Origin of the sequence: Nocardia sp. JMUB6875, from assembly GCF_041154655.1 — a bacterium.
GTDB lineage: Bacteria > Actinomycetota > Actinomycetes > Mycobacteriales > Mycobacteriaceae > Nocardia.
Window position 1 is genome coordinate 33,124 of sequence record NZ_BAAFGR010000017.1, and the last position, 24,583, is coordinate 57,706.

Below are 24,583 nucleotides of genomic sequence, written 5' to 3' on the forward strand. Positions count from 1 at the left end.
GGTTATGAGTCGAGCGTCTGCCCCCGCGATGGTTTGCCGGTCCTACCGGCTGCCCTCGCTGGCGAACGCGGACAAGCACATCCGGGTGGCTGCGATGCTGCCGGTGTGGCGGGCCGGTCTCGGGCGCGCGCAATCCGCGGTGCGGCGGCAACTGTTCACCACCGGCGTATTGCCACGCTGGATCGACACCAAAGCCTGGGACGACGGCCTGTCGCAACGGCAATGGAACTCGATCGCCCAGCAGGCCGTGGCAGCGCATCGGTCGTGGCTGGGTAACTGCGAACGCGTATTCCGCCAGCTCGTCACCGGATCGTCGCTGCCCGACACGCTCAAGCGAGATCTGTTGACGGCGAACAAGGCCCACGCCTGGTACCTACCGAGCGGATCGGCGGGTGAGCCGGTGCGGATCTCGCGCACGCGCGCCGTCGATGCGGAGGTGCTCGCGGTGGCGCGGACGATCATGCGCCGTGTCCGGTCCCGGGTCGGGGCACCGGATCTGCGGCGGGTGCGCACGATGGTGATGGACGGCAAGATCGCCGTCGTCGAAGCCCCGAAATACGCAGGCACAGCCGACTATTGGGTGCGCATCTCCACTCTGACCAAGAACAAGCCCGTGTGGATTCCGCTGCGCGCCCAGCGCGCGTTCCTGGCTCGTTTGGCCCGCCCGGGTGCGGTGGTGGCCAACCACTGTCAGGTCGTGGTTACCCCGAGCGGTGAGGTCGAGTTCCGGCTCGTCGTGAAGACCGCGATGGCGACACCCGCCAGCGAGCGCACGCGTGATCTCGGCCTGGACTGGGGCATGAGCACTTTGTTCGCGACCAGTGACGGCACCCTGCACGGGCGCGGGTTCCTGGATCGGTTGCGCGCCTACGACACCCGCCTGCAACCGTTGGTGGCGGCGCTGAACCGCCAGCACATCCGGCTGCGCGCCTCCCGCCGCTACCGCGCCCTGGTTCAGGATATTCGCGGGTTCGTCACCAACGAGGTCAAGCGTTGCCTCAACCGAATCCTGCACCCGGGCAAGGGTGCAGCCACCGATATCGCCCGAGTCATCGTGGAACGCCTGGACTTCCGAGGCCTGGCCCAGGCAGGCAAACTGTCCAAACGCCTGCGGCGGCTGCTTTCCGTTGCCGGCCGGGCCGCGGTCACCGCCAAACTCGACGCCCTGCGTGACGATCTCGGTATCGAGGTCGTCGACGTCCCTGCCGCCTATTCCAGTCAGGAATGCGGCAGCTGCGGTTACACCGCCAAAAGCAACCGCCGAACCCAGGCCCGCTTCCGGTGCCGGTTCTGCGGGCGGACCGTCCACGCCGATATCGGCGGAGCCCGAACACTGCTGAGACGTTCTCACGCAGCTGACTCCATCCGATATCGCAATCGTGGGCAAATCCTGGGCGCTCTCGACGAACGGTTCCGAGCCCGTTGGGGGCGGACCTTCGCCGAGGTCGCTCAGCGACAGCGCCACCGGGCGACACGAGTCACGCCCACCGCCGATCCGCCAGACACCACCCGTAGACGGCACAAGGGCAACGAATTATCATCCGCTGCCTGACTCCACCCGCTGTTGGTCAGCCGAATATACGAATTCCAGATCACCGCACGACAGTTCGGTGCACACCCATTTCCCGAGGACGGCTGGTGGCTGTTCGATGAGGCATTGGCCACGTGCCCGCCGCATTCGCGATGTTGAGGGCGGCGTGGTCGAGGGCGGCATCCTCGCCCTGGTAATCTCCTCCTGGCCCCTCCGTCCCGAGTCCCGCACCCTTCCCGCCCGCTGAATCCCTGTGCCGCGCAACCAGCTACGGCGAGGCCTTCCGGTAGGGTGCCCCTGGACATACGCTCAGGGGGGAAGATGGCAACTCCAGTGATCGTCGGCGTCGTGATCGTCGGCTGCGTTCTGCTGCTCGTCATTGCCGCCGTCCGCAAGAACGGTCGACATCGCGAAGAGCTCGGCCGGTACGCGGCGGCATTGGGTGGTCAACTCGGTTGGCCGTCACCGCAATGGATTTCGGATAACCGGCCGATTCTCAACCCGTATCACAAGTATGCGGATGAGAAGGATGCCATCCACGGCAAGGTGTCTGCCCGCGATTACGTCAGCTTTCGCACCATCAGCGAAATTCAGGCCGTCAAGCTCACCAAGACGGTGACTACGACCTTGTACTACAACGGCGCCGCAGTGGGCGGCATCAGGTCCGACCTGCCGCCCATCGATCTACTTTCGACGAGCGGCGAATGGAAGCCGTATTTCGACGGGAAGTCACGCGAGGGTGACCGATTCGCCACCGGCCGAGTGGAATTCGACCGGCGCTTCGTGCTCCTGGCGAATCCGGCCGATCAGGCGGCGGCCCGGGCGATGCTCACCGGCGAGGCCATGGACGCGCTGACCCTGCTGTCCCGGATCGCGGGCGGTCCGCGCATCCGGATCGCCCAAGGCCTGGTGTTGTGCTGGATTCCGGGCATCACGGATATTCGGGCCAACCATGAGGGTTACGCGGCAATGTTGAAGGCGCTGGCCATGGTAGCGACCACGATCAACCTCGCCACGGGCTATCCGACCCGGTAACCGGGCCCGCGTCGGCTGTGAGCGTTCGTCACGGCTTGCGGGACAGTGCCGCGGAGATCAGTTGTTCCCAGACGCTGAGGTCGTGGTGGTCGCTGCCGATGCGGGAGACGCCGTCGGCGGTAGGGGCGGGACGCCAGAGGGAGCAGGGGACGAGGCCGGGGTCGAGGATTTCGAGGTCGCCGAAGAGGGCGAGGATTTCCTCGTCGGTGCGCCAGCGGCCGCGGCCGAAGGTGGATTGGAGTTTCTGCTCGGCCAGGCGGGTTTCCTCGTTGAAGCCGGAGCGGAAGTGGGAGATGTAGAGCATGCTGCCGGACGGGATCTGCTCGGTCCAGAAGCGGACCACCTGTTCGGGCTTCTCGTCATTGTTGAGGTGGTGCAGGATGGCGCTGAAGATGATGGCCACCGGCTGCGTGAAGTCGATGAGGCGCTCGACCTCGGGGTGGCGGCGGATGGCTTCGGAGTCGCGCAGATCGGCCTGGATGACGGTGGTGTTGTCGTCGGTCTCCAGGATGGCGCGGCCGTGGGCCAGCACGATCGGGTCGTTGTCGACGTAGACGACGTGCGGACTGTCGAGGTGGCGCTGGGCCACCTGGTGCACATTGTCGGCGGTGGGCAGGCCGGAGCCGATGTCGATGAACTGGGTGACGCCCGCGCGGGCGATCTCGCCGACGGCGCGGATGAGGCAATTGCGGTTGGCGAAGGCGATATCCACCGAACCGGGCAGGTCCTTGATGAAGAAGTCCCCGATCTCGCGGTCGACGGCGTAGTTGTCCTTGCCGCCGAGCAGGTAGTCGTACACCCGCGCGATGCTCGGCTTCGACTGGTCCACGTGCGCTTGATCCGTCATCTTCACACCCTTTTCGAGGGACTCCGTTGTGGCAGTAATCCTATGTAAGAGAACGCTTTCCGGCGCGCTGTTCTCGGTAACGCGCGGTGTGCCGGGGGCCGCCAGTGATTCGGAGCCGGGCGGGCATTCGGATGACCGTCCGGTGTGCCGGATATTTGCCAATAGCTTGACCGTGCGAGGATCCAGGCATGACCTCGCTGGTGGATTTGCTCCCCTCGGACGCGATCGATCTGCATGGTCACGCCGACGACTGGCGGGCGGCCATTACCGCCGCCGGTGATTTGCTGGTCGCCACCGGCGTGACCTCGCCCGCGTACACCGCGGAGATGATCGGCAATGTCGAGGAGAACGGGCCCTACATCGTCATCGCCCCCGGGTTCGCCTTCGCGCACGCCCGGCCGTCACCGGCGGTGAATCGGACCGGGATGTCGTGGGTGCGCTTGGACAAACCTGTCGGCTTCGGCAGCCCCAACGATCCCGTCGATCTGGTCGTGGCCCTGGCCGCCGCCGATTCCAGCGTGCACACCGACGCCATGGCCGCGCTCGCCAAGGTCCTGCTCGAACCGGGTGCGGACAAGGTGCTGCGCGCCGTGGAGACGCCGCGTCAGCTGCGGGCGCTGCTGCTGGACGAGACCGCGATCGGCGCGCACCAGCAGGCCGAAAAACCCTCCACCCCAAAGGCTTCCGTCCCGAAATCCGGCAAGCCGCGCTCCGGTCCGGTGAAGATCCTCACCGTCTGCGGCAATGGCGTCGGCACCAGCCTGTTCCTCAAGAGCACCCTGGAATCGGTCCTCGACCGCTGGCACTGGACCCCCTACATCACCGTCGAGGCCACCGACACGATCTCCGCCAAGGGTAAGGCGTCCGAGGCGGTCGCGGTCCTCACCTCCGGAGAGATCGCCAAAACCATTGGCGACCTGGGTATTCCGGTCCGAGTGATCGAAAACTTCACCAGCGCCGCCGAAGTCGATCATGCCCTGCGCGAACTCTTCGACCTCTAGGAGAGCAGCATGAATGTCGTTCTGGCCATCGCCCAGTTCGTCGTCAATGAAATCCTCAGCCAGCCCGCCTATCTCATCGGCATCATCACCGCCGTCGGCCTCATCGCACTGCGGAAACCGGCGGGCCAGGTGGCGGGCAGCGCCATCAAGGCGACGCTGGGCTTCCTGCTCATCGGAGCGGGCGCGGGCCTGGTGGTGGAATCGCTGAAACCGCTGGGCACCATGATCCAGGGCGCGCTCGGAGCGCACGGCGTCATCCCCACCAACGAGGCCATTGTCGCCATCGCGCAGGACGAGTACGGCGCGCAGGTGACGTGGCTGATGATCCTCGGCTTCGGAATCAGCCTGGTGCTGGCCAGGTTCACGCCGCTGCGCTATGTCTTCCTGACCGGACACCACATGCTGTTCATGGCCACCCTGCTCACCATGGTGCTGGCGGTGGCCGGACTGTCCACCCCGGTCGTGGTGGTGGCGGGCGGCATTCTGCTGGGCATCGTCATGGTCTCGCTCCCCGCGCTGGCGCAGTCTTGGACGCGGCGGGTGACCGGCGGCGATGAGGTGGCGATCGGGCATTTCGGCACCGCGGGCTATATCGCGGCGGGTGCGACCGGCCAGCTGGTCGGCAAGCGCAGCCGCAGCACCGAGGAGATGGATCTGCCGGAAGGGCTGCGCTTCCTGCGGGATTCGATGGTCGCCACCGCCCTGTCGATGGTGCTGCTGTACCTGGTGCTGGCCCTGGCCTATCTGGCGCGCGCCGGGCAGGACACGGCCTTCAAGGCCTTCGAAACCGGTGCCACCAATGTGGGCAACTATCTGATGAAGGCCGTCGGGCAGGGCCTGGCCTTCGGTATCGCGGTGGCGGTCATCCTGTTCGGCGTCCGCACCATCCTGGCCGAACTCGTGCCCGCCTTCCAGGGCATCGCGGAAAAGGTTGTGCCCGGCGCGATCCCGGCCCTCGACGCCCCGATCGTGTTCCCCTACGCCCAGAACGCGGTGCTGCTCGGCTTCATCAGCAGCTTCGTCGGCGGCCTGGTCAGCCTGGGCCTGCTCAGCTGGATCTTCAACCCGCTCTTCGGCTGGGCGCTGGTGCTGCCCGGCCTGGTCCCGCACTTCTTCACCGGCGGCGCGGCGGGTGTCTACGGCAATGCCACCGGCGGCCGCCGCGGCGCGGTCTGCGGCGCGTTCGTCAACGGCTGCCTCATCACCTTCCTGCCCGCCATCCTGCTGAAGGTGCTCGGCCCCTTCGGCGAGGAGAACACGACCTTCGGCGACGCCGACTTCGGCTGGTTCGGCACCGCCATCGGCACCGCGGCGAAGCTCGGCGGCTGGGGCGCGGTGGTGGCCTCGCTCGCCATCGGCCTGGTGATTCTCCTGATCGCCATCGTGGTGCAGACCAAAGTGGTTGCCACCGGCTGGGATCCGGGCGCGGCCCGCGACCGGGCGCTCGGCATCACCCGCTCCGAGGCCGTCACCGAGGCGGTGGCACGAACGAATGCGATGGAGTTCCCGAAGATTCCGGTTCCCTCGGGAGCTCCCACCCCACCGCCGCCGCTCGACTGAGCCTCAGACCGCGCGCAGGCGGGTGCGGCTCGCGTAGACGTGCTCGGCGATCAAGGTGGCGATGCGATCCGGCGCCTCGAGCATCGGGACGTGTCCCACGTCGTGGACGAGGATGCGATCCGCGGATTCGGGGAGTTCCTCGAGGAAGCGGCGGGCGTAGGCGCGGTTCGGGATGATGCGGTCGTTCTCGCACATGAGCAGGCGTACCGGGGTGCGCAGGGTGGAGAGGTTCTCCAGTGCGGGGAATCGCAGGCCGCTCACCAGCATCGGCAGCATGGCCTTGCAGTGCATGGCCGAGCTGATGACCGCCTCGAGGCTCGCGCGCGAGGCCGCCGAGGGGTTCTTGGTGAGCAGCAGCGCCACCGCCTGCCGGATCACCGCGCTGTAGGCGATGGCGTCGGGCAGATGCTTGCCGATCTCGACGATCGGCACCAGCGACGCGAACTTCAGCCCGACCCGTAACTGCAGCGCGGACGGTGTTTGCCAGCCGCCCGCCGGGGCGATCGCGGTCAGCGTGCGGGCCCGGCCGCGGCGCGCGAGTTCGAAGCCGACCCAGCCGCCGAGCGAATTGCCCGCGATATGGCAGGTGCGCCAGCCCATCTCGTCGAGCTGGTCCTCCACGCGGTCGGCAAGGGCACTGACATCGAGATACCAGCCGTCGAAATCGGGCCCGCCCCAATGCCCGGCGAAGGCCGGAGCGAACACTTCGCAATGGCTGGACATGCGTTGCGCGACCTGCTCCCAGCAATGCGGGGACATCATGAATCCGTGCAACAGGAGCAGTGGTTCACCGGAGCCGGTGTGGAGCGCGCGAATGGGCGCGGGCGGGGCGATGGGCTTGGTGGTGCCTGACGTCATCGTCGTCACCCCTTCCTGGACCTCGATGTCCGTGAAGAGAGTCGGTAAGCCGCATTGTACGGTCGTGAAGTGGCGAAAATCATCAGTACGTGCAACGTCAATGGGGTGCGTGCCGCGTCGGGCAAGGGACTGCTCGACTGGCTGGCCGCTACCGAGGCCGATATCGTCTGCCTGCAGGAGACGCGGGCGACCGATGAGCAAACCAGAAAGGCGCTAGCACCCGCGCTGGACGCCGGATGGTTCCTGAGCCATGCCGAGCCGGGTCTGAAGGGCCGCGCGGGCGTGGCCATTCTGTCCCGCAAGGAACCGGACGCGGTGCGCGTCGGGGTCGGCCTGCTCGCGGACGGAACCTGGACTCCCGTCGAGGAATTCGCCACCCTGGGCCGCTATATCGAGGCCGACTTCGACGACCTCACCATCGCCAGCGTGTACGTCCACACCGGCGAGGCCGACACCCCGATGCAGGACGAGAAGTACCGCTTCCTCGACGCCATCGCCGCGCGCATGCTCGCCCATCCCGGTGAGTTCGTGATCATGGGCGACTGGAATATCGGCCACACCGAACTCGACATCAAGAACTGGAAGGGCAACGTCAAGAACGCGGGCTTCCTGCCGCAAGAACGCGCCTGGGTCTCGTCCATGATCGCCGCCGGATACCGCGACGTGGTGCGCGACCTGCACCCCGGAGTCCCCGGCCCGTACTCGTGGCACTCCTACCGCGGCCGCGCCTTCGACAATGACGCCGGCTGGCGCATCGACTACCAGTTGGCCCGCGGCGATATCGCAGCCCGCGCCAAGCAGGCCGTCGTGGAGAAGGCCGCCACCTACGCCGAACGCTGGTCCGACCACGCGCCGGTGACGGTGCAGTACCGATGAACGTCTCCAAGAAGACCCGCGCCTGGCTCACGCTGGGCGCGGCGGTGCTGGTGCTGCTTGTAGCGTTCCTGGCCGCCAAATCCAACGATCATCGAGACAGCAACGGCGCCAAGGCCGTTGCCACCTCCACGGTCCGGGTGACCGCGAAGCCGGGCGGCACCACGCCGGGCATCGTCGATCGATCCGTCGCGCCCACCAAGGTGGCCGGTGTCCCGGACCGCGCCTACGCGACACTGGTCGAGATCGACGCCGGGCGCTGGCCCGATTCGGCCAACGCGCCCGGCACGCACGGCGGCGAGACCTGGAACAACCGCGACGGCACCCTGCCGCGCAAGGATTCGTCCGGCAAGGCCATCAGTTATCAGGAATGGGACGTCAATCCCAAGCAACGCGGTCAGGGTCGCGACGCCGAGCGCATCGTCACCGGCAGCGACGGTTCGGCCTATTACACGGGGGACCACTACAAGACCTTCACGAGGATGCGCTGACATGACAGAGCCCATGCCGCTCTCGCAGTTCCTCTCCGCCCCGGCCGAATCCGGCCGGGCCACCGCCACCGCCGCCCAGGCCCGCCGCGCACCCGCCCCGGTGCTCGGTGTGCTGCCCCTCGGCGCGGCCGAGTTCTCCGGCGTCCGTTACCGAATCCCCGAGGGCTACGTCGCCCGGGAGGTGCGGGGCCGCAAGATGCGCACCGTCGCCCAGGTTTTCGACGAGTTCGCCGCCGCCTTCCAATTCCCCTACTACTTCGGCGAGAACAAGGACGCCTTCGACGAATGCCTGCGCGACCTCGACGAATTCGGCGAGGCCGCAATGGGATACGTGGTCGTGGTGCGCAACGCGGCGCTCATGCTGGACCAGCAGCCCGCCGAACGCGCCTGGTTCGCCGAGGCCATGACCGATGCCGCGGCCTCCTGGGACAAGCGCGGCATCCCGTTCCGGGTGGTCCTGCAGGACGCCACCCCGCCCGGATTGCCGGTCGTGCCACTGGCATTGGACGACGACTCACAGGTTTCCTGAACCCGACTCACAGGATTCGCGATTCATCGGATCTTCCCCTCTCGTTAACCTGCGGTCGAACAGGGGTGTCAGCGACGCTGCAATGGTTCGCCTATGCGATCGCGGTTTTCGCGATCCGGTTTCGCCCTGGAGGTTCCATGCCCGCCTCGGTTCGTCGCTTCGGCCAACGAAGCCGCGCCGCCGCCGCGTTCGCCGCGCTGCTCGCGCTGAGCGCCACCTCGTGTTCGTCGACGACCGACAAGGCCGGCGCGGACCCCGACACCGCGACCCCGATCAAGCACGTGGTGGTGATCTTCCAGGAGAACGTCTCCTTCGATCACTACTTCGGCACCTACCCGAACGCCGCCAACACCGACGGCACCAAGTTCACCGCGCTGCCGAACACGCCGAAGATCGACGGTCTCACCCCGGACCTGCTCACCAAGAACCCCAACAAGGCGCAGCCGGTGCGCCTCGGCGGGGCCGGTCAGCAGATCACCTGCGACCAGGACCACGAGTACAAGGACGAGCAGCTCGCCCTGAACAACGGCAAGATGGACCAGTTCGTCGAGCACACCAATGTGTCCGAGGGCAAGGACTGCAAGGCGCCGATCTACGGCCCGCAGGGTCTGGTCATGGACTACTACGACGGCAATTCGGTGACCGCGCTGTGGAATTACGCGCAGCACTACGCCATGAGCGACAACTCGTGGACCACCACCTTCGGCCCGTCCACGGTCGGCGCGCTGAACCTGGTCGCGGGCCAGACCCACGGCGTCACCAAGATGGAGCCGCCGAAGCCCGGCCAGCCCTTCCCCGAGGACACCGTGCTGCCCAACGCGGGCAACGGCCAGGGCACCGTGGTCGGCGACCCGCAGCCCTACGGCGACGACTGCTCCTCGCGCGACACCGTGCAGCTGACCGGAACGAATGTCGGTGACCTGCTGAACAAGAAGAACGTCACCTGGGGCTTCTTCGAGGCGGGTTTCAAGCCGACCGAGACCAAGGACGGCAAGGCCGTCTGCGGCTCGACCCACAATGTGGGCGTCGCGCTCGGCGGCACCGGCAAGGAGGGCGCGCTGCCCTTCGGCACCAAGGGCGATTACATCCCGCACCACGAGCCGTTCCAGTACTACCCGTCGACGGCCAACCCGCACCACCTGCCGCCGACCTCGGTCGACAAAATCGGCCAGACCGATCAGGCCAACCACCAGTACGACCTGACCGACTTCTGGGCCGCCGCCGACAAGGGCAATATGCCCGCCGTGAGCTACCTCAAGGCCGCCGGTTATCAGGACGGCCACGCGCTCTACTCGGATCCACTGGACGAGCAGCAGTTCCTGGTGGAGACCATCAACCACCTGCAGAAGCTGCCGGAGTGGAAGGACACCGCGGTGGTCATCGCCTACGACGACTCCGACGGCTGGTACGACCACGCGGCCCCGAAGCTGGTCATGAGTTCCGCCTCCGAGCAGGACGGCATCACCGCGCCCGGCACCTGTGGTGACCCGAAGGCGAAACCGGCCAAGTACCAGGGCCGTTGCGGTTATGGCCAGCGCGTTCCGCTGCTGGTGGTCTCGCCCTTCGCCAAGGCCAACTTCGTCGATCACGGCCTGACCGACCAGACCTCGATCCTGAAGTTCATCGAGGACAACTGGAAGATCGGCCGCATCGGCGACGACTCCTTCGACGAGCAGGCCGGGACTCTGGACGCGCTGTTCGACTTCAAGGGGACGGCGCAGCCCGCGCTGCCGCTGGACCCGAAGACCGGCGCGGCGAGCTGACCGCGGTTCGGTAGACCGCCCGGCCTTTTCACCGCGAAAAGGCCGGGCGGTTTTGTATTTAAGAGAGTCCGCTTACCCCTATAGTCGGCTGACAGTGTGTCCAGCGAGCGGGGTAGGGCCTTGATCAATCGTCGAAAAGTGTTGCGCGACGGGGCGATTCTGCTCGCGACCGGGGTGGTCTCGGCCTGTGCCGCGCCGCGCGCGGCCGTGGCGACCGCGGCCTCGGGCAGCATCGACTGGGAGCGCACGGTCGACGGCGGCGTGCTGGGACTGCGGTATGGGTCCGGCGCGGTGGTGGTCGAAACCGATGCGGGGCTGACGGGAATCGAGGCCACGAGTGGGCGGGAAATCTGGCGGCTGCCGATCACCGCGAGCGGAATCAGTCAACGCTCGTGCGTGCGGAACGGGGTGCTGACGGTCTGCGGGACCGAATCGGATGCGGCTCGGGCCGTTTCGGTGGATATGGCCTCGGGGGAACGGAAGTGGTCCTTCGACGCGCCCGAGGGAATCGCCCTCGACGGGGCGTTCGGAATTCGGGACTCGGTGCTGTACCTGATCGCCTCCGGACCCGGCAAGGGCGGGCGTGAAGTGTGGGCCGTGGATATGCGCACCAAGAGCGTGCGCTGGCAGGCGCCCGCTGACGGTGAGGTGCTCTACGTCCCCGACAGCGGGCCGTACCTGTACAACCAGGGTCGCGGGCGCGGCGGCACCCTCACCGCACTCGATCCCGAGACCGGCGCGACCGTCTGGTCCCGTCCGGGCGATTCCGGCGTCTACGCCACGACCGTCGCCTCCGGCCTGGTCGACGGGGCGGTCCTGGCCACCGACGGGCTGCACACCATTTCGGGGCTGGATCCGAAAACCGGTACCGCCCTGTGGAATACGCCCGCGCTGTCCTATCCGGCCGACACGGTCTTCGGTTCGGGCGACACCTACTACCTGTGCGACGGTTCGAAGCTGCATGCCATGCGTCCCGGTGGCGACACCGCTCCACTGTGGAGCCTCACCGTCTCCGACAAGGGCGAGGCCGTCGACGCGGCCGGATACGTGGCGGCTGGTGCGTTCTATCTGCTGGCCGCCCGCACCGTGCGCGCCATCGACGCGCGGACCAGCAAAGTCCGCTGGATGCAATCGATTCCGGACAAGCCCGGGACCGAGGTGCGGTTCGCGGTCGGTGAGGCGCACTGCTATGCCGAATCCCCGGACGGCGGTGCCGTGGTGGCGCTGGTGCGCTGATGCTGTCGGTGGCATCGGCTAACGTGCTTGGCAGACAAGGGGAGTGGGAGGGCTTATGACCGTCGAGGAGCACGACCGGATCGATCAGGTGGCCGCGGGGCCCGACGGCCGGCTACTGCTGGCCATGGTGGAGGAGCGGTCGTACCGGTACGGCGGCGATTTCGAGCTGACCGAGGATTTCCGGCAGAAGATGAACGCCTACGTGCATGCCATCCGCTCCGGTCATGTGCGGCAGCTGGCGAGCGATTCGGGCATCCCCGAGATCAGCGGCGTCGACATCGTCCTGTTCGCCGACACCACACCGCCGGACTCCATCCAGAAGATGATCGGCAAGGTGAATCAGCAGTGGGGCGCCGAGGGCATCGGCGCGCGCTGGGAAACCTGGAAGCCCGCGCAGGGTGAGGTGGCGGTGGTCGAGCGCGCCCTGGTCACCGAGGCGGTCGAAATCATCGGCGGTGTCTGGGATTTCGCGCTGCTGTGGGCCTTCAATGTCGGCGGCGAGGGCGCGGCCGGCATCCAGGTGAAGCGCTACGACGGTGCGCAGAACGTGCGCCCCACCGAACTGCTGCTGAACCTGCTCGCCGAACACAAGCGCGTCGCCTACGACCCGAACGCGGGTACCTGGCTCGCGGGCAGCATCGCCATCACCGATGCCGACACCTACACCCCGGATTTCTCCGCCACCGAGGTCCCCGACTGGATGCCCCGGCCCACCCCCGAAAACCTACGCCGCGAGCTGGAGTTGTTCCCGCGCACCGAGATTCCGTCCTGGATCTCCGAGCGGATCAGCGCCGGATCTCCCGCGCCAGATCCTCACCCAGCAGCACGAAAACATCGGTTGTGGCGTCGATGAGCTCGTCGCGGGTCATGGGCAGGTCGCCCTGGAGCCACGCGGTGAGGGTCTGCACCAGGCCGCCGACGAGGTAGGTGGCGCGGAAGCCGATGACCGGGTTCGGGTCGCCCTCGGTGAGGCCGTAGAAGTCGATGCCCTCGGCGGCAACGAGATTCGCGAAGGCCTTGATGGTGTGCGTGGTGCGGGTGCGTAATTCGGGGGTCGCGGAGCTGACCAGCAGGGCCACCCGGGCCTTGCGGGGGTCGTCGGTGAGGACGCCGATGCCCGCGGTGATGGCGGCGTGCGCCTTGGCGCGCGGATCGTCGGGGGCGGTGGTCACGCCCGCGAGCAGGGCGGCGGCCAGTTCCTCGGCAATGCCGTCGAACAGCGCCGAGAGCACCGCGTCGCGGCTGTCGAAGTTCTCGTAGTAGTAGCGCTCGTTCAGACCCGCGCCCGAGCAGAGGGCGGAGACGGTGAGCTTGTCGATGCCCTGGGTCCCGAGGATGTCCAGTGCGGCGTCGAGCAGGGCGGCCCGGCGTTGCGTGCGCCGCTCGTCCGCGGAAATGCCGCCGTAGGTCCGTTGCCCGGTCACGAACCGATTCTGGCACGGCGGCGATTCTGGCAGAAGGTCTTGCCAGAAGTTGATATCTGGGGGACTCTGTTTCCAGATGCGGTTCGCATCACACCCGATGGGAGGCAACGATGCCTGCACGAGCGGCTCAGAGTGGCTATTTCTCCGACGACTCGATGATCCGCAGGGTCATGCGCAAGCGCGCGGTCGGACTCACCTACGGCCAGCGGGCCCTGGTGATCGGCGCGGTGCATCCGCTGCTCTATGTCGGGACCGCCGAGAACACCCAGCATCGGACCACGCCCTACACCCGGCTCGCCCTCACCGGCCGCATGTTCGAGGCCGTCTCGCTGGGCACCCGCGAAGAGGCCGACCGCGCACGGGCTTTCACCCGCAAGCGCCACGCCCCGGTCGAGGGCGCGCTGCCCGAGGACGCGGGCGCGGCCAATCCGGCGGGCACCCACTACTCCGCGCACGACCCGCACCTGATGTTCATGACCATGGCCTTCACCTTCGACTCCGCCGAGGTCATGCACGATCTGCTGGTCCGCCGCCTCACCCCGACCGAGCGCGAGGGCCTCTACCAGGACTACGTGCGCTGGGGTGAGCTGTTCGGCATGCCGCGCAGCGCCGCGCCCTACACCTACCGCGAATTCCGCGACTACTTCGACGGCTACCTGGCCTCCGACGAGCCCTTCCTCACCGACGAGGCGAAGCTGGTCGGCTCCTATCTCATGGGCCAGCGCATCGCCCACCCGCTGCCGATGCCCATGCAGCAGGCGCTGTCCGGCTTCTCCCTGCTGGTCCAGGGCAGCCTGCCCAAGCGCATCCGCGACATGTACGAGCTGCGCTGGGGTATCCGCGAGGAGCTCGCCTTCCGCGGCCTGGCCCGCGGCATCCGCACCGCCCATCTCTCCCCGCCTCTGGTCGGCAACCCGCTCACCACGCCCATGACCGGTCCCAGCTACCCCCTCTACAAGCTGGCCACCCGCCGCGAACAGCGCCTGGTCGGATCCGGCCGCACCAGCATGCCGGGCGTGGATCCGCGCAATTGGGTGGCCAGAAACTCGGCCTAGCCGACATGCGAAGATCAGGGCATGTCGAGTTCTGAGCCGACCGCTGAGCGTAAGCAGCGGGTACTGTCCGGAATCCAGCCCACCAGCGATTCCTTCCACCTCGGCAACTACCTTGGCGCGCTGCAGTATTGGGTGCGTCTGCAGGACGATTACGACGCCTTCTACTTCATCCCGGACCTGCACGCCATCACGGTGCCGCAGGATCCCAAGGAGCTGCGCAAGCGGACCAAGGTGTCGGCGGCGCAGCTGCTGGCGCTGGGCCTGGACCCCAAGAAGTCGACGCTGTTCGTGCAGTCGCAGGTGCCCGAGCACGCCGAGCTGGCGTGGGTGCTGAACTGCATCACCGGCTTCGGCGAGGCCGGGCGCATGACCCAGTTCAAGGACAAGTCGGTCAAGCAGGGTGCGGACAACGCGACCGTCGGCCTGTTCACCTATCCGGTGCTCATGGCCGCCGACATCCTGCTCTACCGCGCCCAGTTGGTGCCGGTCGGCGAGGATCAGCGCCAGCACCTGGAGCTGACCCGAAACCTGGCGCAGCGCTTCAACACTCGCTACAAGAAGACCTTCGTGGTGCCCGAGCCGCACATCGTGACCGGCACCGCCAAGATCTACGACCTGCAGGATCCCACCTCGAAGATGAGCAAGTCGGCCACCACCGACGCGGGCCTGCTCAACCTGCTCGACGATCCCAAGATCTCGGCCAAGAAGATCCGCTCCGCGGTCACCGACACCGAGCGCGAGATCCGCTACGACCCGGAGACCAAGCCGGGCATCAGCAACCTGCTGGTCATCCTGAGCTCGCTGACCGACACTCCGGTCGTGACGCTCGAACAGGATTACGCCGGTAAAGGCTACGGTGACCTCAAATCGGATACCGCCGACGCGCTCATCGAGTTCGTGACACCGCTGCGCGCGAAGGTGGAAGAATACATGTCTGACCAGGGCGAACTCGATCGCATCCTCGCCGCCGGGGCGGAGCGGGCGCGGGAGGTCGCCGGGAAGACTCTCGCGCAGGTGTACGACCGGGTGGGCTTCCTGGCCCGCTGACCAGGCGGCCGCGCGCGACGGGCGTGCGGAGGTGGCGGTGTTCGGGCAGGTCGTGGGGAATGTGAAGGCGTGGATCGAACGGCAGATCCAGCGCCGCCCCTGGCTGGATCACGTGGTGCGCGCGGGCGGGCGCTATCAGCGCCAGCGCGGTGACTACTACGCCGCGGGCATCACGTATTTCACGGTGCTGGCACTGTTTCCGCTACTCATGGTGGGCTTCGCGGTGGCGGGCTTCGTGCTGTCGCGAAATCCGCAGCTGCTCACCGATATCCAGAACAAGATCGTGGAGAACATTCCGGGCTCGGCCGGCGACTCCATCAACGACCTGATCCACCAGGCGGTGGAGTCGCGGGCTGGGGTGGGCACCATCGGTCTGGCGACCGGTCTGTACGCCGGGTTGGGGTGGATAGCGAACCTGCGGGCCGCGCTCACCGAGCAGTGGGATCAGCCGTTCAAGCCGCGGAACTGGTTCGTCACCAAGGGTTCCGATCTGCTGGCCATGGTCGGACTGTTCCTGGCGTTCAATATCTCGATCGCCCTGTCGGTGCTGGCCTCCAGCGGCCTGATCCACACGCTGCTGAACCGCCTGCACGTGCACGAGTCGGGCTGGGTGCAGGCCCTGCTCACGGTGGCGTCGCTGGTGCTGGCCATCCTCGCCAACTGGGCGGTCTTCGTGTGGATCATCGCGCGCATGCCGCGGCACCCGGTCACCTTCCGCAGCGCGGCGAAGGCGGCGCTGATCGCGGCGATCATCTTCGAGGCGTTCAAGCAGCTGGCCTCGGTGCTGTTGAAGTCGGTGATCAACGGTCCCGCCGGGGCGGTCTTCGGACCCATCATCGGGCTGATGGTCTTCAGCTACTTCACCGCCCGCATCATTCTGTTCGCCACCGCCTGGGCCGCCACGGCGTCGGAGAACGAAGTGCCCGCGGACATTCCGGCCCCGGGACCGGCCATCATCCGGCCCCGATCCTCGATCGCCGAACTCTCCGCGAGCAAGGGCGCGATGTTCTTCGGCGCGGGAGCCCTTGCGGCGACACTGCTTTCGATGCGCCGCCGCTGAACTATCGGCGTCGGCGGCTCAGTAGGCGTGCGGCCACGAGCAGCACCACCACCAGGATCACGCCGCCGACGATGAGGATCTCGCGCAGCGGTCCATTGTCCGTGACTTCATCCCCGCGCAGATCACCCCCGGGAATCTCCTCCGTGGCCGGTGGACTGGCCAGCGCCACAGACGAATTCGGCGTCTTCCCCGACGCGTCGGGCATGCTCCCGATGCTCGCCCCGGCGGGCAGCGCGAAGGCGTAGTCGAGCAGCTTGGCCGCCTGCTCCCACGGTCGGAACGGCCGCACATCCGCCTTCAGCAGCGTCACCACATAGCGGTGCCCGTTGCGCTCGGCCGCCGCCACGAAGGTCTGCCGCGCGTCATCGGTGTAGCCGGTCTTGCCGCCGATCGCGCCGTCGTACTCGTAGAGCAGGTGGTTGTCATTGGCGATGGGGAAGCCCGGATGATCCTTGTCGTCAGGGTTTTTCGGATCCGCCGGGAAACCGGGGAAGTCCACCTGCTCGGTGTGGATGAGCTCGGCGAACAGCGGCAGCGTCATGGCGTGCCGGAACAGCAGCGCCAGATCGTAGGCCGAGGTGCTCATGCCGGGACCGTCCAATCCTGAGGGCGTGGCGGCGCGGGTGTCCAACGCCTGCAACTGTTTCGCCAGCGCGTTCATCTTGGCGACGGTCGCGTCGTCCCCGCCCAGCTGGGTCGAGATGGCGTGTGCCGCATCGTTTCCCGACGCCATGATCAGGGCCTGGAACAGCTGCTTGTTGGTGTAGTGCCCGCCCGGTCCGATACCGACCCGGGTGCCGTCGGCATTGGCGTCGTCCTGGGTGCCGGTCACCGTCTTGTTCAGATCCAGCGCGGGAATCGCCACCGAGGCCAGCAGCACCTTGATGGTGGAGGCGGGCCGGTAGCGCCCGTGCGGATCCTTGGCCGCGATCACCCGTCCGGTATCGAGATCGGCCACCTCCCACGCGGTGGCCGAAATCCCCTCCGGCACCGCCCCGGCCCCCGACGGCAGGATCACCCCGCATCCGCCCAGCGCCTTGCCCCCGATCGGCGGGTCCGGGATCGGCAGCGCGGCCGGAGCCGAATGGCCGGGCTCGGGCACCTCGGAGGTGTCGATGGGCGGCGGCGGGGAGGTCTTGTTCGGGCAGCCGTCGGTATTGGGTGTCGTGAACGGCGTTGTCGTCGTTGACGGTTGGGCCGACACGGTACCGGGTAGCGGTCCGAAGGCGACCGCGGTGAAGGCGGCCAGCCCGGCCACCGAGGTCGCGGCGGTACGAAGGATGGCGCGGCCGGTGGCCGCGCCCGCTGCTCGATGCGGATACCTGCGGATGATCATCGAGCCCGACTTTATCGCCGACCGGACCGGTTGGCGCGGAGGCTAGTTCGCGGTGTGGTTCACCGGGCAGCCGTGGGCCAGCGGGCCGAGCAGCTTGTTGTTGTCGTAGAAGTGCTCGAGCTCGAGAATGCGCAGGTCATCGGAGACCTTGGCAATGGTGATGCCGGTCATCTCGATGAGCTCGCCGGTGGGCTGGTGGCCCTTGTACTCACCCTCGTAGCGACCCCAGTGCCGCCACTTGAAGGCGACGGTCGGCGGGCCGGAGAGGACCTCGAGCACCTCCCAGAAGAAGCCGCCGGGGAAGGCGGTGTGGAAGATGTCGTGCGAGGACTCGAAGCTCTCGCCCTGCACGTCGTAGAAGGGGTTCTCACCGATCAGGATGTTGTAGGAGCCGATGCGGGCGAACTCCTCGGCATCCTGCCACGGTCCGCCGTTGACGCGGCCGCGGTAGTGCTCGGCCACCAGCGAGACCCACTTGGCCGGATCCTTCTTGTGCGAGACCTCCATCTCGAAGACCTTCACGAGCTCTTCGACGATGTGCTCCAACGAATCCGGCGCGTGCTGGGTGCTGCGCTCGACCGGAATGACTTCCTTGCTCAGGTGGTAGTCGGGGGCGCCCTCGCGCCAGTCCTCCGGCGCGGCGGCGGCGATGACGGCGTCCCGGCCCTGCAGATGCAGCGGGGTCTCGGGAGCGGATTCTGTTGCTTGGTCGGTCATTTCGTGCCTTAACTGTCCAGACCCGTTGGGGGGTCATCGATCTCAAAACGGACCGCATGACGGTAGCAGTGCCCGGCACTCATGTCGCGACAAGTATTGACAGTCTCTACAAAATGAGAGACTCTCTCATTATCGAGAAACTCGCAAATGATTGGACCTGTCATGAAAGCTGAGGGAGTGCGCCGCTGGCTGGCGCTGGGAGCCCTGGCCGTCGCCATGCTGACCATCGGTCTCGATGTGACAGTGCTGACCGTGGCCCTGCCGACCCTCGCGGTCGACCTGCACGCCGACACCTCCGCGCTGCAGTGGTTCAGCAGCGCCTACACGCTGGCGCTGGCCGCGTTCATGCTCCCGGCGGGTGCCCTCGGCGACCGGTACGGGCGTAAGAAGTTCCTGCTCGCGGCGCTGCTGCTGTTCGGCGTCGCCTCGGCGGCGTGCGCCTTCGCCACCTCCTCCGGCGCGCTCATCGCGGGCCGCGTGGTGCTCGGCCTGGGGGCCGCGGTCATGATGCCGCTGTCGATGTCGGTGCTGCCCACGCTGTTTCCGGAGCCGGGGGAGCGGCAGCGCGCCATCACCATCTGGATCACCTCGACCGCCATCGGTCTGCCGCTCGGACCGATCGTCGGCGGCTGGTTGCTGCAGCACTACTGGTGGGGCTCGGCCTTCCTGTTGAACGTGCCGCTGGTGATCGTCGGTGCGACCGCGGTGGCCCTGCTGGTCCCGGAATCCAAGAGCGCGAACCGCTTCCGCATCGATGTGCCGGGAGCCGTGCTGTCGGCGGCCGGAATGCTGGGCATCACTTACGGTTTCATTCGCTGCGGCCAGGAGGGCTGGGGTGATCCGCTGGCCTGGACGGCCATTGCCGCCGGTGTGGTGCTGGGCGGGGCCTTCGCGCTGTGGCAGCGTCGCACCGCACACCCGCTGGTCGATCTCGGACTCTTCGGCGAGCCCGGATTCCGTTGGGGCACAGTGTTCATGGTGCTGGTCAACTTCGCGATGTTCGGCCTGTTCTTCACCATGCCGCAGTACTTCCAGGCGGTGCTCGGCGCGGACGCGCTGGGCAGCGGCCTGCGCCTGCTGCCGCTCATCGGCGGTCTGCTCATCGGTTCCCGGCTGGTCGACAAGCTGCTCCCGAAGATCGGGGTGCGCGCGGTGCTCGTCTCCGGATTCGTCCTACTCGCCGCCGGTATCGGCATGGCCGCCATGATCACCGTGGACAGCGGCTACGGTTTCGCGGCGGGCGGCATCGTCCTGCTCGGCGTCGGAATGGGATTCGTCATGCCGTCGGCCATGGCGTACGCCATGAACGATCTCACTCCCGAGCGGGCCGGTTCCGGATCGGCGCTGCTGCAGGCGCTCCGGCAGGCGGGCGGCACGATCGGCGTCGCCATCCTGGGCACCATCCTGTCCACCCAATACCGTTCGAGCCTCGGCGATCTGAACCGCGAACCCGTCTCCGACGGCGTCAATGCCGGTGTCGGCGTGGCCCGCAAGCTCGGCGACCCGGCCCTGCTGTCCCACGTGCAGAGCGCCTTCGTGGACGGCATGAGCGCCATGCTCTGGGTCTGTGCCGCCATCTGCGCGGTGGCGGCGATCCTGGCCGCCTTCGTGATCCGGGGCAAGGCTCCGGTCGCGACCGCCGATCTCGATACAGGACAATCGGTTCATGTCGGCTGACACCGCCTCCGCGACGCCCCCGGCCCCGGCCAAGACCGTGGCCGGGGGCGGCCTGCGCGAACGCAAGAAGGAACGCACCCGCCGCACCATTCGCACCGAGGCCTTCCGGCTGTTCCGCGAACAGGGCTACACCGAGACCACGGTCGAGCAGATCGCGGCCGCGGCCGACATCTCGCCCAGCACGTTCTTCCGCTACTTCCCGTCCAAGGAACAGGTGGCGCTGGCCGACGACCTGGACCCGATGATGATCGCCGCCTTCGAGGCGCAACCCGCGGGCCTCTCGGTCCTGGCCGCCTTCCGGCAGGCCACCATCGAGACCTTCGCGGCAATGAGCCAGGAGGAACGCGATTTCGAGAAGCAGCGGGTGGAGATCCTGTACTCGGTGCCCGAGTTGCGCGGCGCGGTCGCCATGGAGCTGGAACGCAGCGTCGGCCTGATCGCGGACCTGGTCGCGAAGCGCACCGGCCGCGATGCGCACGAGTTCGAGGTGCGGGTCTTCGCCGGAGCGCTCAGCGGCGCCATGATCGGCTTCGTCGACCAGGCGGGCAGCTTCGGGTCGGAACAGATCCTCCGGGTCATGGAGTTCCTGGAAGCCGGTATGCCCCTCTAAACCGGCTTCACGCTCACCAGCCGAGCGACCGTGTCATCGGTCATGGTCTCGAAGAAGCCGCCGACCACATCCTCTATCTCGCTGATGGATTCGGCGCAGTACAGCACCGGCTGATAGTGCGTGATGTCGTAGACGATGGTGCCCATGGCGTGGATGTCCAGCGGCCGCAGGTCGGCCTCCCGGAACTCCTCGATCTCACCGTAGGACGACAGCAATCCCGCACCGTAGCAACGGACTTCGCCCTGCTCGCGCAGCACGCCGAACTCGAGCGAGAACCAGAACACGTCGGCCAGGAATTTCAGCGCCCGCTCGGTCTCGATCCGCGCCACCGCCGCACCGACCGTCTCGTACAGCGCCGCGAAGCGTGGGCTCGCCAATTGATTGGCGTGGCCGAGGATTTCGTGAATCGCATCCGGTTCGGGGGTGTAGAGCGGCGCGGAGTGGTGCCGAATGTACTGGGTGGAATGGAAGGTCCGATCGGCGAAGGAGCCGAAGAACTCCCGCAGCGGCACCAGCCCGGCAGCCGGGACATAGCGGAATCCGGTGAGCGGAACCAGTTTGGTGGAGACCTCGTCCAGCTGCGGAATGTGGTCGGCGGGCAGCCCCAGCCGTCCGGCCGCCTCGATCACCTCGGTGCACGCGTAGCGCTCCCGTCTGCGCGCCAATTCGGCGGAGACGATCCGCCACACCTCCTGCTCCTCGTCGGTGTAGTCGATGTGCGGCACCGGCGCGCCCGGCCGGTAGCCGAGTGCGAGAGCGGCGATGGCATTGCGTCGAGCCCGGTAGTCGGGATCGTGCACCCCCGGATGCTCATCGCTCAGGTGCACGGTCACGTCGCCGTCGGCCCCTCGGGTGACCGGCGAATACAGCTGAGCCTCGGTGAACATACCTCGATGCAATCACTGTGATGTGATCCAGACAACAAAGGGTGCTCGAGCTGTACAAATTGCCAAGCTGTCGCGGACCGCTCGCCGGTGCGGAGGCGCTGGCACCGAGTGCGGGTAGACAGCCCGACCGCTCGGCGGGCCCGGTGATTCGTGGTTGATCGGTTCGATTTCCGCTGATAGCGGCGCGGATCGGAGCTTCGGCGGATTCGGGAGTTCAGCGTATAGTCCGAAGGGTTCCTCTGAGTCCCGAAGCGCGGCTCCTGATCCGTTGTAGTACGGGCTTGGAGGTCGATATGGTTTTCGCCCCATTGCCATCGATGTGTGCGGCGTCCGTGGCGGCGGCATTCGAGAGGTCGAAGTGCGACGGCGCGTCCCCTGCCTCGCGCACCGATTCCCGTCGCCGGTCCGGGTGTCTAAGATGGGTTTCAAAGTTACTGAATTCGTATGTGACACAGTGTGATCGGCCAGAGCTGTGAGGGTCGACCATTCCCGCGACCGACCGGGATAGGCTGAGACGATGAACGACGACCCCCGCCCCCTCCCGCCCGCCGAGGGCTACGGTGTCGTCGCGATCGCGTCGTCGGCGGGCGGCATCACCGCGCTGAGTCACCTGCTGGCCCACCTGCCATCGCGGTTCCCCGTCCCGGTACTCATCGTCCAGCACTTGGATCGGCGGCACGAGACGATCATCGCCCACGTCCTCGGGCGTCGCTCGGCGTTGCCCGTGCAGCTGGCCGCGGCCGACACGCGGGTCGTGCCCGGCACCGTCTATATCGCGCCGCCCAACTACCATCTGCTCGTCGGACCCGACGGCGTGCTCGCCCTGTCGAGTTCCGAACTCGTGCATTTCGTGCGCCCCTCGGCGGACCTCTTGTTCGAGTCGGTGGCCGGGGCGTACGGTCCGCGAGCCATCGCCTGCGTGCTGACGGGGTCGGGCAGCGACGGCTCGATGGGTGTCACCGCGATCAAATCGCGAGGTGGAACGGTGATCGTGCAGGATCCGGAGGAGGCGGAATTCAGCGGCATGCCCGAGGCGGCGGTGAAGACCGGTGCGGTGGATTTCATTCTGCCGCTGGCGGATATCGCGGAGGTCGTCAGCGGCCTGGTCGAAGGAAGTAATACGTGACCGACTCCGATGAGCTGATGGTGGGCGAGCCTTCCGACCCGGTCGAGCAGGCCGATGACGGGCTGGAGGATCTGCTGATCTTCATCCGCGACTCCCGCGGATTCGATTTCACCGGTTACAAGCGCACTTCACTGGCCCGGCGCATTCTCAAACGGATGCACGAGGTCGGCATCCCCGACCACCTGGACTACCGCGATTACCTGGAGAGCAACGCCGACGAGTTCCGGAACCTGTTCAACACCATCCTGATCAATGTCACCAGCCTCTTCCGCGATGTCGAGGCCTGGCGGTATCTGCAGCGCGAGATCGTGCCGGAACTGGTCACGGACGCCGGTCCCGATGGTGAGATCCGGATCTGGAGCGCGGGCTGCTCGAGCGGGGAGGAGGCGTACTCGCTGGCGATCGCGTTCGCCGAGGTGCTCGGGATCGACGACTGCGTGAAACGGGTCAAGATCTACGGCACCGATGTCGACGAGGAAGCGCTGCGCGAAGCCCGGTCGGGCCTGTACAGCGCGAAGGCGCTCGAACCGCTCTCACCGGAGCTGCGCGGGCGCTACTTCGAGCCCAACGGCGACAAGTTCCTTTTCCGGTCCGACCTGCGCCGCCGCGTGATCTTCGGCCGCCACGACATCACCCGCGACGCGCCGATCTCCCGGCTCGATCTGCTGGTCTGCCGGAATACGTTGATGTACTTCAATGTCGAGGCGCAGGCCCAGATCATCGATCGTTTCCATTTCGCGGTGCGCCCGGGCGGGTTCCTGTTCCTCGGCAAGGCCGAGATGCTGCTGTCCGACGGTGAGCGCTTCGAGGTCGCCGATATGCGCCAGCGCATCTTCCGCCGCCGTATCGGCGACGCCGTCGCGCCCGCCCAGCAGATCGCACCGCGGCTGGATGTGGGGCTCGGCCAGGAAGTGCAGGGGTTCGTCAAGCGCCGCCAACTGAGCGAACTCGCCTTGGAGACCGCGCCTCTCGCCGTCCTCGGCGTGGACACCGAGGCCAGGGTGTCCGTCATCAACGCCCAGATGCGGAACCTATTCGGCTTGAGCACGCACGATGTGGGCAGGCCGTTGCGTGATCTGGAAATTTCTTACCGACCGGTCGAATTGCGATCGGTCATCGAACAGGCCGTCGGCGAGCGGCGCACCATTCGCCTGACATCGGTGGAACGGCGTCTCGGGCCGGAGGACACCCAGTACTTCGATGTGCAGGTGCAACCGCTCTGGGCGCAAGAGCATGTCGCCGTCGGCGTGGTGGTCACCTTCGTCGACACCACCGTGGCGACCCGGCTGGCCCTGGAGGTGAAGGTAAAACGCGAGGAGCTGGAAACCGCCTACGAGGAACTGCAATCCACCAACGAGGAACTCGAGACCACCAACGAGGAACTGCAATCCAGCATCGAGGAACTCGAGACCACCAACGAGGAACTGCAATCCACCAACGAGGAACTCGAGACCACCAACGAGGAACTGCAATCCGGCAACGAGGAACTCGAGACCATGAACGAGGAGCTGCGCATCCGCAGCGCCGAGCTGGACGAGACGCGCATGTTCCTGGAAGGCATCCTGGCCAGCATCGACGCCGGCATCGTGGTGCTCGACGGCGATCTGCGGGTGCGCAGCTGGAATCGCGGGGCCGAGGAGCTGTGGGGGCTGCGTGCCGACGAAGTCCGCCAGAAGTACTTCTTCACCCTGGATTTCGGCCTGCCCACCGATGGCCTGCACGACGTCGTCGCCGCCTGCCTCAAGACCGGGGAACGAGCCGGGCCGCTCGTGACGCCATCGGTCAACCGCATCGGCCGATCGATCGTGTGCGCCGTGACGTGCACGCCGCTGGACGGCGTGCGCGACGGCGTGGTGCTGCTGATGGAGGACGCAGGATCGTAATCGGCTGCGGCACAGGAATTTGACGCGCCTCGAACGA

The 24,583-nt window shown here is 67.0% G+C and carries 23 protein-coding genes; 17 read left to right on the forward strand and 6 right to left on the reverse strand.

Annotated elements, in window-relative coordinates; translation table 11 throughout:
• The first annotated feature begins 4 nt into the window (after nt 1-4).
• Together ACAM49_RS06925 and ACAM49_RS06930 are read left to right on the forward strand one after the other, a co-directional pair.
• On the forward strand, nt 5-1,552 hold the full coding sequence (locus tag ACAM49_RS06925; protein ID WP_369634603.1) for a zinc ribbon domain-containing protein: 1,548 nt from the start codon (nt 5-7) through the stop codon (nt 1,550-1,552).
• Between the two features lie 312 nt (nt 1,553-1,864).
• Entirely contained in the window at nt 1,865-2,566 is a 702-nt protein-coding gene (locus ACAM49_RS06930; protein ID WP_369634604.1) for a hypothetical protein, read from the forward strand.
• A gap of 28 nt (nt 2,567-2,594) precedes the next feature.
• On the opposite strand, the gene ACAM49_RS06935 is transcribed toward ACAM49_RS06930, so the two are convergent.
• On the reverse strand, nt 2,595-3,413 hold the full coding sequence (locus ACAM49_RS06935; protein WP_369634605.1) for an SAM-dependent methyltransferase: 819 nt from the start codon (nt 3,411-3,413) through the stop codon (nt 2,595-2,597).
• A gap of 188 nt (nt 3,414-3,601) precedes the next feature.
• Between ACAM49_RS06935 and ACAM49_RS06940 the strand changes: the two genes are divergently transcribed.
• A complete protein-coding gene (locus tag ACAM49_RS06940) occupies nt 3,602-4,414 on the forward strand; it encodes a PTS sugar transporter subunit IIA (RefSeq protein ID WP_369634606.1) in 813 nt (270 codons plus the stop codon).
• Between the two features lie 9 nt (nt 4,415-4,423).
• Complete coding sequence (locus ACAM49_RS06945) at nt 4,424-5,974, forward strand: PTS ascorbate transporter subunit IIC (RefSeq protein ID WP_369634607.1); 1,551 nt, start codon at nt 4,424-4,426, stop codon at nt 5,972-5,974.
• A gap of 3 nt (nt 5,975-5,977) precedes the next feature.
• Here the strand turns inward: ACAM49_RS06945 and ACAM49_RS06950 are convergent, their stop codons facing one another.
• Nucleotides 5,978-6,832 carry an alpha/beta fold hydrolase gene (locus ACAM49_RS06950; RefSeq protein ID WP_369634608.1) on the reverse strand — a complete coding sequence of 285 codons (855 nt, stop codon included), beginning with the start codon at nt 6,830-6,832 and terminating at the stop codon, nt 5,978-5,980.
• A gap of 69 nt (nt 6,833-6,901) precedes the next feature.
• Here ACAM49_RS06950 and ACAM49_RS06955 point away from each other — a divergent pair, with 69 nt between their 5' ends.
• The 6 genes from ACAM49_RS06955 to ACAM49_RS06980 all read left to right on the forward strand — a co-directional run bounded on the left by ACAM49_RS06955 (nt 6,902) and on the right by ACAM49_RS06980 (nt 12,577).
• Nucleotides 6,902-7,708 (forward strand): exodeoxyribonuclease III, encoded by an 807-nt coding sequence (locus ACAM49_RS06955; RefSeq protein WP_369634609.1) that lies wholly within the window; start codon nt 6,902-6,904, stop codon nt 7,706-7,708.
• Nucleotides 7,705-8,196: a ribonuclease domain-containing protein gene (locus tag ACAM49_RS06960; RefSeq protein ID WP_369634610.1), complete on the forward strand. Its 492-nt coding sequence runs from the start codon at nt 7,705-7,707 to the stop codon at nt 8,194-8,196. The genes ACAM49_RS06955 and ACAM49_RS06960 overlap by 4 nt, the downstream gene beginning before the upstream one ends.
• A gap of 1 nt (nt 8,197) precedes the next feature.
• Nucleotides 8,198-8,725: a barstar family protein gene (locus ACAM49_RS06965; RefSeq protein ID WP_369634611.1), complete on the forward strand. Its 528-nt coding sequence runs from the start codon at nt 8,198-8,200 to the stop codon at nt 8,723-8,725.
• 137 nt (nt 8,726-8,862) lie between these two features.
• Nucleotides 8,863-10,488 carry a phospholipase C gene (locus ACAM49_RS06970; RefSeq protein ID WP_369634612.1) on the forward strand — a complete coding sequence of 542 codons (1,626 nt, stop codon included), beginning with the start codon at nt 8,863-8,865 and terminating at the stop codon, nt 10,486-10,488.
• Nucleotides 10,489-10,626: 138 nt separating this feature from the next.
• Nucleotides 10,627-11,724 carry a PQQ-binding-like beta-propeller repeat protein gene (locus tag ACAM49_RS06975; RefSeq protein ID WP_369634613.1) on the forward strand — a complete coding sequence of 366 codons (1,098 nt, stop codon included), beginning with the start codon at nt 10,627-10,629 and terminating at the stop codon, nt 11,722-11,724.
• A gap of 55 nt (nt 11,725-11,779) precedes the next feature.
• Nucleotides 11,780-12,577 carry a hypothetical protein gene (locus tag ACAM49_RS06980; RefSeq protein WP_369634614.1) on the forward strand — a complete coding sequence of 266 codons (798 nt, stop codon included), beginning with the start codon at nt 11,780-11,782 and terminating at the stop codon, nt 12,575-12,577.
• On the opposite strand, the gene ACAM49_RS06985 is transcribed toward ACAM49_RS06980, so the two are convergent.
• A complete protein-coding gene (locus ACAM49_RS06985) occupies nt 12,510-13,148 on the reverse strand; it encodes a TetR/AcrR family transcriptional regulator (protein WP_369634615.1) in 639 nt (212 codons plus the stop codon). The two genes, ACAM49_RS06980 and ACAM49_RS06985, sit on opposite strands and share 68 nt — an antisense overlap.
• Before the next feature lie 110 nt (nt 13,149-13,258).
• Between ACAM49_RS06985 and ACAM49_RS06990 the strand changes: the two genes are divergently transcribed.
• From ACAM49_RS06990 to yhjD, 3 genes are read left to right on the forward strand one after another with little or no spacing between them, the layout of a single operon-like run.
• Nucleotides 13,259-14,203 (forward strand): oxygenase MpaB family protein, encoded by a 945-nt coding sequence (locus ACAM49_RS06990; RefSeq protein ID WP_040804906.1) that lies wholly within the window; start codon nt 13,259-13,261, stop codon nt 14,201-14,203.
• 21 nt (nt 14,204-14,224) lie between these two features.
• Nucleotides 14,225-15,250 carry a tryptophan--tRNA ligase gene (gene trpS, locus ACAM49_RS06995; RefSeq protein WP_369634616.1) on the forward strand — a complete coding sequence of 342 codons (1,026 nt, stop codon included), beginning with the start codon at nt 14,225-14,227 and terminating at the stop codon, nt 15,248-15,250.
• 37 nt (nt 15,251-15,287) lie between these two features.
• Nucleotides 15,288-16,310 carry an inner membrane protein YhjD gene (gene yhjD, locus ACAM49_RS07000; protein ID WP_369634617.1) on the forward strand — a complete coding sequence of 341 codons (1,023 nt, stop codon included), beginning with the start codon at nt 15,288-15,290 and terminating at the stop codon, nt 16,308-16,310.
• A 1-nt stretch (nt 16,311) separates the two neighbouring features.
• Here yhjD and ACAM49_RS07005 read toward each other — a convergent pair whose 3' ends face one another.
• Nucleotides 16,312-17,646: a D-alanyl-D-alanine carboxypeptidase family protein gene (locus ACAM49_RS07005; RefSeq protein WP_369634618.1), complete on the reverse strand. Its 1,335-nt coding sequence runs from the start codon at nt 17,644-17,646 to the stop codon at nt 16,312-16,314.
• Between the two features lie 42 nt (nt 17,647-17,688).
• Complete coding sequence (locus ACAM49_RS07010) at nt 17,689-18,363, reverse strand: SnoaL-like polyketide cyclase (protein ID WP_369634619.1); 675 nt, start codon at nt 18,361-18,363, stop codon at nt 17,689-17,691.
• A 162-nt stretch (nt 18,364-18,525) separates the two neighbouring features.
• Between ACAM49_RS07010 and ACAM49_RS07015 the strand changes: the two genes are divergently transcribed.
• Nucleotides 18,526-20,040 (forward strand): MFS transporter, encoded by a 1,515-nt coding sequence (locus ACAM49_RS07015; RefSeq protein WP_369634620.1) that lies wholly within the window; start codon nt 18,526-18,528, stop codon nt 20,038-20,040.
• Nucleotides 20,030-20,650, forward strand: coding sequence for a TetR family transcriptional regulator (locus tag ACAM49_RS07020; RefSeq protein ID WP_369634621.1), 621 nt, complete (start codon nt 20,030-20,032; stop codon nt 20,648-20,650). Before ACAM49_RS07015 ends, ACAM49_RS07020 begins: the two co-directional genes overlap by 11 nt.
• On the opposite strand, the gene ACAM49_RS07025 is transcribed toward ACAM49_RS07020, so the two are convergent.
• Nucleotides 20,647-21,537, reverse strand: a complete 891-nt coding sequence (locus tag ACAM49_RS07025) for a phenylalanine 4-monooxygenase (RefSeq protein ID WP_369634622.1) — start codon at nt 21,535-21,537, stop codon at nt 20,647-20,649. The two genes, ACAM49_RS07020 and ACAM49_RS07025, sit on opposite strands and share 4 nt — an antisense overlap.
• 517 nt (nt 21,538-22,054) lie before the next feature.
• On the opposite strand from ACAM49_RS07025, the gene ACAM49_RS07030 reads away from it, so the two are divergent.
• Entirely contained in the window at nt 22,055-22,663 is a 609-nt protein-coding gene (locus ACAM49_RS07030; protein ID WP_369634623.1) for a chemotaxis protein CheB, read from the forward strand.
• Nucleotides 22,660-24,546 (forward strand): CheR family methyltransferase, encoded by a 1,887-nt coding sequence (locus ACAM49_RS07035; RefSeq protein ID WP_245568496.1) that lies wholly within the window; start codon nt 22,660-22,662, stop codon nt 24,544-24,546. The genes ACAM49_RS07030 and ACAM49_RS07035 overlap by 4 nt, the downstream gene beginning before the upstream one ends.
• The last annotated feature ends 37 nt before the right edge of the window (nt 24,547-24,583 follow it).